This is a genomic window from Sandarakinorhabdus cyanobacteriorum (genome assembly GCF_002251755.1).
Lineage (GTDB): Bacteria > Pseudomonadota > Alphaproteobacteria > Sphingomonadales > Sphingomonadaceae > Sandarakinorhabdus > Sandarakinorhabdus cyanobacteriorum.
Genome location: NZ_NOXT01000056.1, coordinates 1 through 11065, shown reverse-complemented (window position 1 = coordinate 11065; position 11065 = coordinate 1). Strand labels below are relative to the sequence as shown.

At 66.2% G+C, this 11065-nt stretch carries 11 protein-coding genes and 1 pseudogene; 9 read left to right on the top strand and 3 right to left on the bottom strand.

Going from position 1 to position 11065, the window contains the following annotated elements; all coding sequences use genetic code 11:
- Positions 1 to 72 precede the first annotated feature (72 nt).
- The 5 genes and pseudogenes from CHU93_RS01605 (at position 73) to CHU93_RS01585 (ending at position 4317) form a co-directional block, all read left to right on the top strand.
- Positions 73 to 972, top strand: a pseudogene (locus CHU93_RS01605) (LysR family transcriptional regulator).
- A gap of 131 nt (positions 973 to 1103) precedes the next feature.
- Complete coding sequence (locus CHU93_RS01600; RefSeq protein WP_094472466.1) at positions 1104 to 1532, top strand: tautomerase family protein; 429 nt, start codon at positions 1104 to 1106, stop codon at positions 1530 to 1532.
- 12 nt (positions 1533 to 1544) lie between these two features.
- On the top strand, positions 1545 to 2249 hold the full coding sequence (locus tag CHU93_RS01595; RefSeq protein WP_094472465.1) for an SDR family NAD(P)-dependent oxidoreductase: 705 nt from the start codon (positions 1545 to 1547) through the stop codon (positions 2247 to 2249).
- Positions 2250 to 2343: 94 nt separating this feature from the next.
- Positions 2344 to 2937, top strand: coding sequence for a TetR/AcrR family transcriptional regulator (locus CHU93_RS01590; protein WP_165768556.1), 594 nt, complete (start codon positions 2344 to 2346; stop codon positions 2935 to 2937).
- Between the two features lie 24 nt (positions 2938 to 2961).
- Complete coding sequence (locus tag CHU93_RS01585) at positions 2962 to 4317, top strand: MATE family efflux transporter (RefSeq protein ID WP_165768555.1); 1356 nt, start codon at positions 2962 to 2964, stop codon at positions 4315 to 4317.
- Between the two features lie 325 nt (positions 4318 to 4642).
- Here the strand turns inward: CHU93_RS01585 and CHU93_RS01580 are convergent, their stop codons facing one another.
- From CHU93_RS01580 to CHU93_RS01570, 3 genes are read right to left on the bottom strand one after another with little or no spacing between them, the layout of a single operon-like run.
- Complete coding sequence (locus tag CHU93_RS01580; protein ID WP_094472462.1) at positions 4643 to 7099, bottom strand: DUF4132 domain-containing protein; 2457 nt, start codon at positions 7097 to 7099, stop codon at positions 4643 to 4645.
- Positions 7099 to 7515: a hypothetical protein gene (locus tag CHU93_RS01575; protein ID WP_094472461.1), complete on the bottom strand. Its 417-nt coding sequence runs from the start codon at positions 7513 to 7515 to the stop codon at positions 7099 to 7101. The genes CHU93_RS01580 and CHU93_RS01575 overlap by 1 nt, the downstream gene beginning before the upstream one ends.
- A 55-nt stretch (positions 7516 to 7570) precedes the next feature.
- Positions 7571 to 8170 carry an HNH endonuclease gene (locus tag CHU93_RS01570; RefSeq protein ID WP_094472460.1) on the bottom strand — a complete coding sequence of 200 codons (600 nt, stop codon included), beginning with the start codon at positions 8168 to 8170 and terminating at the stop codon, positions 7571 to 7573.
- A 142-nt stretch (positions 8171 to 8312) separates the two neighbouring features.
- Between CHU93_RS01570 and gluQRS the strand changes: the two genes are divergently transcribed.
- The 4 genes from gluQRS to CHU93_RS01550 all read left to right on the top strand — a co-directional run bounded on the left by gluQRS (position 8313) and on the right by CHU93_RS01550 (position 10933).
- Positions 8313 to 9164: a tRNA glutamyl-Q(34) synthetase GluQRS gene (gene gluQRS, locus CHU93_RS01565; protein ID WP_094472459.1), complete on the top strand. Its 852-nt coding sequence runs from the start codon at positions 8313 to 8315 to the stop codon at positions 9162 to 9164.
- Between the two features lie 40 nt (positions 9165 to 9204).
- Positions 9205 to 10032 (top strand): PEPxxWA-CTERM sorting domain-containing protein, encoded by an 828-nt coding sequence (locus tag CHU93_RS01560; protein ID WP_094472458.1) that lies wholly within the window; start codon positions 9205 to 9207, stop codon positions 10030 to 10032.
- 132 nt (positions 10033 to 10164) lie between these two features.
- Positions 10165 to 10365, top strand: a complete 201-nt coding sequence (locus CHU93_RS01555; RefSeq protein ID WP_094472457.1) for a twin transmembrane helix small protein — start codon at positions 10165 to 10167, stop codon at positions 10363 to 10365.
- Between the two features lie 10 nt (positions 10366 to 10375).
- Positions 10376 to 10933: a cob(I)yrinic acid a,c-diamide adenosyltransferase gene (locus CHU93_RS01550; RefSeq protein WP_094472456.1), complete on the top strand. Its 558-nt coding sequence runs from the start codon at positions 10376 to 10378 to the stop codon at positions 10931 to 10933.
- Positions 10934 to 11065: the final 132 nt, after the last annotated feature.

Here is an 11065-nt window from a genome sequence, read left to right as displayed (position 1 = left end):
CAACGCCCTGACAGGAAGGCTCATGAATAAGGCGGGCTAAATTCTGCATGTGCTTATCTCTGGAGCTTATCAATGAAGCGGGAAGAGCTGAGTGATCTTGCGGTCTTCCTGGCGGTGGCAGAGGCACGCAGCTTCACGCGGGCGGCGGCGATGCTGGGCACATCGCAATCGGCGATCAGTCAGATCGTGCGCCGGCTGGAAGCGGCGATCGGCCTGAAACTGCTGACGCGCAATACGCGCAACGTTGCGCCCACCCAGGCGGGCGAACAGTTGATCGCCACGCTGCGCCCGGCGTTTGACGAGATTGATGCCCGGCTGGCGGCGCTGAGCGCCCTGCGCGAGCGGCCTTCGGGACGGCTGCGCATCACCACCAGGCGCCATGCCGCCGAAACCATCTTGTGGCCGGCGGTGAGCCGCATGCTGCAGGACCATCCCGATCTCAGCGTGGAAATCTCCATCGACGGGCAGTTGACCGACATCATTGCCGATCGCTTTGATGCGGGCATCCGGCTGGGCTAGCAGGTGGCCAAGGACATGATCGCGGTGGCGATCGGCCCGGAACTGCGCATGGCGGTGGTGGGAGCGCCCGAATACTTCGCCAGGCGGGGCCGGCCAATGACACCGCAGGACCTGACCGGCCATGACTGCATCAATATCCGCATGCCTTCGAAGGGTGGGCTCTATGCCTGGGAGTTCGGCAAGGATGGGCGTGATCTGAACGTGCGGGTCGAAGGGCCGCTGGTGATCAACGATGTGCCGATGATCCTGCACGCAGCGGCCGAAGGCATTGGCCTTGCCTGTGTGTTGGAAGACCAGGCCAGTGCCCTGCTTGCAAGCGGCCGGCTGGAGCGTGTGCTTGACGACTGGTGCCCGCCATTTCCCGGCTATCACCTCTATTATCCGGATCGGCGCCAGTTGACCCCGGCCTTTGCCCTGCTTGTTGACAGCCTGCGCCGCCGCCGCGCCGCCTGAGCCCGTCTGACGTCCTGCACCTTGCCCGGTGGTGGCCTGTGATCGTTTTGAATGACGATTGACATATATAGCCGAGCCAAATAGATGACGATTGTCATTTCATTGCGACTCGCATGCCTCAGGAGATTGCCATGCCGCTCTGGCAGATATTCCATCCCGCCGATGCCTTTTCGCCGGAAGACAAGGCGGCGCTGGCGGAGAAGATCACCGATGTCTATGGCGCAGTGATGCCGCGCTTCTATGTCGGGATTGTCTTTCATCCGATTGATCCGGCGCAGTTTTTCGTGGGCGGCAAGCCGGCTGACCGGTTCGTGCGCATCGTGATGGAGCATATCGCCCGCAGCTTCCCGTCGGTTGAGGTGAGCCGCCGCTTCATCGATCGCATCAACGCCATCCTGAAGCCTTATGTCGCCGATCGCGGGTTCGACTGGGAGCTGCATGTCGACGAAACCCCGTTCGATTACTGGTCAATCAATGGCTTCTACCCGCCGCGGGCCGGCACGCCGGACGAGATCCGCTGGCGCGCGGAAAACCGCGCATCGCCGCGCACCCGCGATTGAAGGACAAGCGACATGAGCATGGGAACCGCTGTCATTACCGGCGCCTCTTCCGGCATCGGTGCCGCCTTCGCCGCGCGCCTGGCCGGGCGTGGCCATGATCTGCTGCTGGTCGCCCGCCGGGCCGACCGGCTGGAGGCGCTGGCCGCGCAGTTGCGGGCCGAAACCGGCGTGGGGGTGGAGACGCTTGCGGCGGATCTTGGCACTGCTGATGATGTGGCCCGACTGGAAGCGCGGCTGGCCGCAATCCCGGTCACCTTGCTCGTCAACAATGCCGGGGTGGGCGGGCTTGGCGCCACATCGACGGTTGCCGCCGATGTTCAGGAAGCGCTGCTGCGGATCAATGTGCTGGCGCTCACCCGCCTGTCGCTGGCGGCCGTGGCGCAGTTCCGCGCGGCGGGGCGCGGCAGCCTCATCAACATCGCGTCGGTGATGGCATTGATGCCGAGTGCGGGCGGCGGCGCCTATAGTGGCTCCAAGGCCTATGTGCTCAATTTCACCCGCTCACTGCGGCTGGAACTGGCCGGCAGCGGCATTGGCATCCATGTCGTGCTGCCGGGGCCGGTGAAGACCGAGTTCTTCTCCGCGCAGGGCATGAGCGACAGCATCTTCCCGGAGTCCAGCTATGTCACTGCCGATGCGCTGGCCGATGCCGTGCTGGTTGCCGCCGAGCGGGGCGACGAGGTGATCGTGCCCTCGCTTGCATCCGAACGCCATTGAGATGAATTTGAAGCGGCGCGCATGGCCTTCATGCGCGATGTGATGGGCGGGGCGATCGCCGCCCGCTATCAGCGCGTTTGAAGGGCGGCGGGGCGTGGCGCGATATTCCAGGGATCACAAGCAGGCGGCACGCGAGGCCATATTGAAGAACGCGGCCGAACGGTTCCGGCGCGATGGCATTGCGGCCGTGGGCGTGCGGGCGCTGATGGCCGATGCCGGCCTGACCCATGGCGGCTTTTACGCCCATTTCCCGTCGCGAACCGATCTGGTGGCAGCGGCGGTGGAAACAGCGGCGCAAAGCACGCTGGGTTACTTCGAGGAGGTACTGGCCGCCGCACCGGCCGACCGCAAATTGGAAACGCTGATTGCCACCTATCTGCGGCCCCGCCACCGTGTGCACATGGATCTGGGCTGTGCCGCCGCTGCGCTGGCGCCCGAGATCGCCCGCGAGCCGGCCGAGACCCGCGATCGCTTTGCCGCGCAGACCGGGCGCCTGGTGCAGTTGATTGCGGACCATTTGCCCCCAGGCGGCACGCCAGACCAGCGTGAAATGCGGGCCCGAACCGTGTTCGCGGCAATGATGGGCGTGCTGCAGTTGATGCGGATCGAAACCGATGACGCCGCTGTGGACCGCCTGGTCCGCGAGGGCCGCGACGCAGCGCTCTGTCTCGCCACCCGGTCCTGGTAGGGCTCTGTGGACAGGATCCAGCCATTGGCCACCACATCGCCAGCCGCCCAGCGTGCCGAACTGCTCAGATCTGGCCCGGTGCTGCCCACATTGCTGCGGCTGACGCTGCCCAATCTGGTTGCGCTTGGTTCGGCAGCGATCGTCTCCATTGCCGAGACGGCCTATGTCGGCCGGATCGGCGTTGCCGCATTGGGCGGCATCGCCCTGGCCTTCCCGGTGTTCATGCTGATGCAGATGCTGTCGGCCGGCGCCATGGGCGGCACCATCTCGGGCGCTATCAGCCGGGCAATGGGCGCCGGCAACCGTGCGTTGGCACAGGGGTTGGCGCTGGCCGCGCTGGCCATTGCCGTGGTGTTTGGCCTGGTCCTCGCCGTTCTGGTGCGGGTTTTCGGCCGGGACTTGTTCGCGCTGCTGGGCGGCAGCGGCGCGGTGCTGGAACAGGCGCTGGCCTTTGCCAACACCGCGGCCTGGGGCATTCCCGCCATCTGGCTGGCCAACACACTGGCTTCGATGCTGCGGGGCTCGGGCAATATGGCTGTGCCGGCCAACATCCTCTTGTGCGCCGGCATCGGTCAGGTGCTGATTGGCGGGGCCTTCGGGCTTGGCGTCCGGCCGTTCCCGGCGCTGGGCATCGCTGGCGTGGCCCTCGGGCAGGTCGCGGCCTTCTGGACGGCTGCGATCATCCTGTTCCTCTACATCCGCGCCGGGAGGAGCGCCCTCACCCTGCGCTTTGCAGCCGGTGCCGCACGGGCGGAGCATGTCGCCGCCTTGCTGCGCATTGGCGCAATCGCCATGTTGTCGCCGCTGCTGTCGGTGGGGTCGGTGCTGATGCTGACGAGGATGGTCGCGCGCTTCGGGCCTGATGTGCTGGCGGGCTATGGCATCGGGGTGCGGTTGGAGTTCCTGCTGATCCCGATTGCCTTCTCGGTTGGCGTGGCCGCCGTGCCCATCGTCGGGACCGCGATCGGATCGCGCGACATTGCGCGGGCGCGGCGTGTGGCCTGGACCGCGGGCACGCTGGCCTTCGCCGGGGTCGGCGCAATCGGGTTGCTGGCGGTCGCGCTGCCCGGGCTTTGGGTCGATCTGTTTACCAAGGTCGCCCCGGTGCGCCAGCCGGCCTATGCCTATCTTTCGGTCGCCGGTTTTGGCTATGGCCTGTTCGGCATGGGGCTGTGCCTTTATTTCGCCTCGCAAGGTGCCGGCCGTGTCGGCGGTGTCATCATGGCGCAAGCCCTGCGTGCGGGAATCGTCCTTGGCGGCGGTCTGCTGCTGCTGAACCATTCCGGCACTGCAGACAGCATCTTCCTGTTGTCCACGGGCGCCATGGTGGCCATGGCAATCGGGACCGCCTTGGTCGTGAAGATGAGCACGTGGCGGTAACAAGCAAGGCTCTGCTGCTCGCACGCCGCGATTGGCATGCCAGCAAATGGACACCACGCTGTCATTCAGGCCTGTAGGTCGGCGGAGGATGGGGAATTCGAAGGTGCAGGCTTGGCCGCTTGGCTCGAGATAAGCGCAACGGGCACCATCCTGTGATCATTATGCCACCGACTGATTGGAACACTTTGCTACAATTCGCGCTACAAATTAGCGGGACATATAGTTATAAGACATTGAAACGAAATACGTTTATCGAAGAGATGCAGTATCCCACCCTCTCTGCGATTTGCGCCCTGATTCAACCCTGAAACCTGCAAGGCGGTGGCTACAGCTGCGACAGGATTGTCTTGTCGGTGATCTTGCTTTCGTCGGCCAGCAGGAAGGCCTTGGCGAGGATGATGGACACCAGATTGTCGCCGGCAAAGGGCAGGGCGAGGTTGCGGGCTTCGGGTGGGGCGCTGTCGGGCACGATGCACAGATAGCGGTTGCCGGGCAGGATCTGGATGTTCGACGATCCGAAGTGGATGGCATAGCGGTGCCGCTTGCCGGTGACGATCAGCGCCTTGTCGCCCACCTCCAGCTGGGCGGCGATGGCCAGCCGCGGGGCGATGCGGGCGATGAGATCGCGGCGCATCAGGGCAGACTGGCCAAGATCGCCAAAGGCCCATGTGTTCCAATAATGGCCAAAGCGCCCGGCGGGCCCGCCATCCGCCCACCCCGGATCATTGGCCACGCTGGTAACGGCCACAAACAGATCGCAGTCGCGCATCATTTCCGACAGCAGCAGCGGATCGACCTGGGCCAGCGGCACCGGCTGGCGCTGGGCATCGAGGAAGCGCAGCTGATCGGTGGCCACGTGCATCAGGATGCCGCTGGCGCTGGCTTCGCCATTGTCCACCGCCTGCACCAGATATTCGGCGGTGAGGCCGTGGGCGGGCAGCGGGCGTTCGGGCCAGTTCATGCTGTCCCACTGGCCCATCAGGCCATAGCGCCAGCCGCGGGCCTGGCAGAGCGCGCGGAACTGGTGCTGGCGCAGGATATGGGCGGCAAAGCGGTTGGAATAGACGTCGGTCGCCCGCTCCGCATCGGTGAGCACATAGATTTCGCGGTGGGCCTGGCGGATCGGCTGGGTGAGGCCGGCAGTGATGATGCGCTCCCGCCAGGCCAGAACGGTGGCCGGCGGGCTGAGCAGCGAGTGCCACAGCCGCACGCGGGCATCAGCAGGCGGGTTGAAGTCGCTGCCGTCCAGCGTTTCCAGCCGGTTGCCGCGGGGCAGCACGATGGTGCCGCCAATGTCCCACAGCAAGGCCTCCACGATCGGACGGCGCAGCCGGTGGCCGAGATAATGCGCCTGCCAATCCGCCAGTGCCCAGTCGCGCCGCTCGACCCAGCTTGCCTCCAGCCGCAGCACCTGGCCGGCGCGCGCCGCCTCGATATCGGCCAGCGCCTTGCGGATGGCGGCGAGATCGGCCTTGTGGCCGGTGCGCACCGCTGCCGGCACCGCTTTCAGCGGCTTGCCGGTCGCATCCTGCCAGTCGAGGCTGGTGTCGGTGGCGGTGAGTGTGATGGTGGCCGTGAAGCCGGCGAGCTGCTCGACCCGGCGACCGGTTTCATCAAGGCCGTGATCGGGCAGGCCGATGTCTTCCAGGGCGGCAATGCTCTGGCCGCTGCTGTCGGCCAGCGCTGCCAGCCGTTTGGCGATCACCCCTTGCGCGGATGGATATTTGATCTTCGCCTGCAGCCGGAACAGTTCGGCCGTCGCGTGCGGGCCGTCCGCCATTGCCGACAGCGCCCACAGGCAGGCATTGCCAAGGCTGACCGAGCGGGCGCCCTGGTTCGGCACCTTGCGGAAGCACAGCTCGGCAAAGCGGCCGACCGGGCCGGCCAGTTCGGCATGATCCAGCTGCGGGGTGAGCCAGATCAGGCCCTTCAGAATGTCGAGACTGTCGTCAATGCGGCCGGGATCGGGCACCACCTCGGCAAGCAGGCCGATGATCAGCGCGCTGAGCTGCGCGCGATCAAGCCCGGCCAGCATCGCCGTGCCCGTTGCCTGCCATTTGCTGCTGGGCTGGCCCTTGGCCGCGCTGCTGGCGCAATGGAGCGCCAGCGCCTGCCACGGCGGCTGCTCGCTGCTGGCCCGTGTTGCCATCAGGGACTGCCAGTGCGCCGCGAACCGGCCAGCGGGCAGTTTCGGCATGTCGGTGGTGCCATCGAGCAGCCGGTCGATGCGGTCAGCAATCTCGCGCGTCACCTTGCTGGGGCTGCCGCCATAGGCGCCGCGGTTGGCCATTGCCCGCAATTTGCGCAGCACATCGCGCAGCCCGGCATCGAGCGGCGCCGTTTTCATATGGCGCTCGACCGCGCCCAGCATGGCGCGGCCGGGCAGGCCCATTTCCAGGCCGTATCGCTGTTTCGACCAGGCGGAGAGCAACTGGGTCAGCACGCCGGCGGAAAAGGGCAGATCGCGCCGGACGATCTGGCTGATCATCGTGTTGCGCAAATTCTCCACCTGCCAGTTGCTGCCGGCATAAAGCTTGTTTTCGTTCGGCACCGGGTTGAGCGCCGCCAACATCACATCGATCTGCAGGGCGGCCGGATCCGCCTTCAACGCCGCCCAACGCGGTGAATCGGTGAGCTTCTTCTGCCAATGGTCGCTGGCGTTGACGGCCTCATCAAGGATGGTCCTGAGCAGGCGTTCGGCCTCATTGCCCGCCGGCTCGTCGCGTGTTTCCGGCGCCTTGCGCCCGCCGAACAGCCCGCCGAGGCGCCCGAGCAGCGACATCAGCTGCCCTTCAGCGGCGACAGGTGCAGGAAGATGACCTCGCTGGTCTCGCCCAGCCCGACTTCGTCATCCAGCCCGTCCAGCTGCACGTCGTCGACCAGCAGGATGAAGCGGCGTTGTTCGAAGGCGGCGCAGGCACGCGTTATTTCGGCCGCCGCGTCGATGCGGCGGGGGCGGCGGCGGGCGAACAGCGGGTTGAGCGCCGTTTCCGCCGGCGCGGGCGCGACCAGGAAGGAGCGCGTCGCCAGCGATGCCTCTTCGCGGGTGGTCAGCAGCGCCACCTCCTGCGCCACCCGCTCGGTGATGATGGCGCGGGCGCTGGTGCGCTGGCTGACCAGCCGCAACTGGCCGGCGGCGCGCCGCTCCGCCACGGGGCGGCCAAAATCCTCGTCCAGCACGGTCAGCACGGCGGCCATGATCTTCCCCCGATATCAGGCCGCCATTCATGCCAGCCGCGGGAATGAATGCAAGTCAGGCCAGCAGTTCGACATCCCAATAGAGATAATCGCGCCAGGTTTCGTGGCAGTGGTGCGGCGGGAAGGCGCGGCCGTTTGTCTGGAGTTCGTGGGTGTGCGGCTGGTGCGGGCGGGAATGCAGGTGCATGTGCGCCTCGGCCGGGGTGCGGCCGCCCTTTTTCAGGTTGCACGGCGCGCAGGCGGTGGTGACATTTTCCCAGGTGGTGCGCCCACCGTAGGCGCGCGGGATGACATGATCGAAGGTGAGCTCGCCGCCAGGCACGCCGCAATATTGGCAGGTGAAGCGATCGCGCAGGAACAAGTTGAAGCGGGTGAAGGCCGGGTGGCTGGCCGGGCGCACATATCGCCTGAGCGCAATGACGGACGGCAGCTTCATGCGCAGCGAGGGCGAGGCGATTTCCCGGTCATATTCGGCGATGATGTCCACCCGTTCCAGAAAGGCGGCCTTGATCGCGGTTTGCCACGGCCACAGCGACAGCGGGAAATAGGACAGCGGGGTATAATCGGCGTTGAGCACCAGCGCCGGGCAGGCCTCTGGCGAGACGAGATGGGGTGCGGTGACGAATTTTTCCTCGATGAGGTCTGTCGTCAGCATCGGCCGTGCCCTCCCTGAGCAAGGGAGTGGCCAATCCGTGTCACGGGCCCAGTCGCACAAGGGGCGGATTGCCCCCAGGGCCGCAATCGGGCGGCCACTTCCGTGATGGGTCCATCTTTACAACAGATTGTGTGTCAGGCCAATGACAGCCCATCATCTTGGTGTGGAAACTGTGGATAAGTCTGTCGCCAGCCGCTTTGCGCCGTCGCCCACCGGGCTGTTGCACCGCGGCCATGCCCTGTCGGCGGTGACGGCGTGGCGGCTGGCGCGGGCTGCCGGCGGCCGGTTCGTGCTGCGCATCGAGGATATCGACACCACCCGCTGCCGGCCGGAATTTGAAGCAGCCATAATGGAGGATATGGCCTGGCTGGGGCTGGATTGGGACGGACCGGTGTGGCGCCAGTCGGAGCGGGGGCCAGTCTATGCCGCCGCGCTGGACCAGCTGGTGGCACAGGGCGTCGCCTATCCCTGTTTCTGCACGCGCAGCGACATTGCGGCGGCGGCCAGCGCCCCGCACGGGCCGGAAGGGCCGGTGTATCCCGGCACCTGCCGGCGGCTGGACCCGGCCACGCGTGCCGCCCGGCTGGCAACGGAAAGGCCGGCCTGGCGGCTGGATGTGGCCGCCGCGCTGGCCATCACCGGGCCACTGCGCTGGCACGATGAACGGGAAGGCTGGCAGGTGGCCGATGCGATGGCGGGCGGCGATATCGTCATCGCCCGGCGCGATATCGGCACGGCCTATGCGCTCGCCGTGGTGGTGGATGATGCTGCGCAAGGCATCACCGATGTGGTGCGCGGGGTGGACCTGTTTGGCGCCACCCATGTCCAGGTGCTGTTGCAGGCGCTGCTCGGCCTGCCGACGCCGCGCTATCACCACCACCGGCTGTTGACCGGCCCAGATGGCCGGCGGCTGGCCAAGCGCGATGCCGGCGAAACCCTGGCAGCGCTGCGCGCGGGCGGGTTGACAGCCGCGCAATTGCTGGCCAGCTTGTGACCGGGGCGTGGGTAAATAATAGAAAATTAAGGATTTAAAAATGAAAAAGCTGATGTGCGGGCTGGCGGTGCTGGCCCTGGCGGCTGCGGCCCCGGCGGCGGCACAACGCTATTTCGTGACGGTCAGCGGCGGGTTGGTGGTCGCCCCGTCGGCCAATCCGATTCCGGAACTGGCGCAGTTTGCGGGCCAGAGCTTCTTTGCTTCCTTCGTGATCAATGGCCAGCCGTCGACTTTCACCGCCTCCGGCGCGATCGGCGGGCAGGGTGAAAGCGGTTTCTGGAGCGGCGCGGTCGAAGGTGGGCTGGTGGCGATCTTCGCGCCGGGCGGAGCGATCACCTTCACCCAGAAGGCCAGCGATCCCGGCAATCTGTTCCTGGTCAACAATGGTGGCGTGCCCGGCAATGCCAACCGGCGCACCGATCAGATCGGGATTTCGGCCGGCGTCACCAGCTTTGATGCCAATGGCCCAGTGCTGCCCTATGATTTTGCCAACAGCGTTGGCTTTGCCGGGCTGCCGTCGGACGTGTTTCTGGGCGCGTTGACCTTTTCGCTCAGCGAAAACCGCGATCTGCCAACGCTGCCGGGCCTGTTGACCGATCTGTCGGCGCCGGATTTCGGCGCCATCCTGCAGCAGCCGGGATCAAGCCCGTTCCTGTCACTGCGCTTCCGCCGCGGCACGGCGAGCAACCAGAGCCAGCTGCTGGCGCTGCCGGCGCAATCGCTGACCAGCACGGCGCTCAGCTACACGGTCACGCCGCTGCCCGGCGGCGTGCCGGAACCGGCCAGCTGGCTGATGCTGATCATCGGCTTTGGCGCCACCGGCACCGCGCTGCGCCGCCGGGCCGCACGCGGCACAGCAGTGGCCTGATCCGGGCAGCGGCATTTGTCCAGCCGGCCTGTCAGGCCTCTGTCGGGGTGGGCTGACACGTCTGGCCTGTCGCAGGGGCTTGCTGCCGCACCCCCCTTTCGCGGGCCGGAAAGGCTGTTACACCTTGTGGCCATGCAGTCTGCGCTTGTCTTCTTCATGGTCGCTTCCGCTGTCGCGACATTGGCCGTGCTCGCGCGTGGCATCATCATCATGGCGCGTGGCCAGGATATCACCGGCGAACAGTCGAACCGGATGATGAGCCTGCGCGTGGCGCTGCAGGCGCTGGCCATCGTGTTCGTGATCATCCTGTTCCTGATCAACCGCCCGGGTTGAGGGCGCGGCCATGGTCAAGCTCAACCGCATCTACACCCGCACCGGGGATGATGGCTCCACCGGCCTGGTGGATGGCAGCCGCGTGTCCAAGGCCAGCCACCGCCCGGTGGTGATGGGCAGTGTGGACGAAGCCAATGCCGCCATCGGCATTGCCCGGCTGCACGTGACGCCCGCCACCGACGCGCTGTTGTCGCGCATCCAGAATGATCTGTTTGATCTGGGCGCCGATGTGGCGACGCCCGACGGCATAGAGGGCGCCCTGCGCATCGTGCCAGCGCAGGTCGACTGGCTGGAAGGCCAGATCGATGCCGCCAACGATCGGCTGGCGCCGTTGACCAGCTTCATCCTGCCGGCCGGCAGTGCGGCGGGCGCGCATCTGCACCTGGCGCGCACCATCGTGCGCCGGGCCGAACGCGATTCGGTCGCCGCCGGTGACGAGATGTCCGGCCCGGCGCGGCAGTATCTCAACCGGCTTTCCGATCTGCTGTTCGTGCTGGCGCGGCTGGAAAATGCGCCGGAACAGGGTGGTTCGGGCGATGTGCTCTGGGTGCCCGGCGCAAATCGCTGAACCGAGCGCGCCCAGTGCCGCCCGCAACCCATGAAGTTTCCGTGATAATTACATTCGAATTGTATTTTTAGTCTTTCGTAAACCATTGCAATCTAACCCGGATTATTCACCGGCCGGGTGATTTCGGGTTGG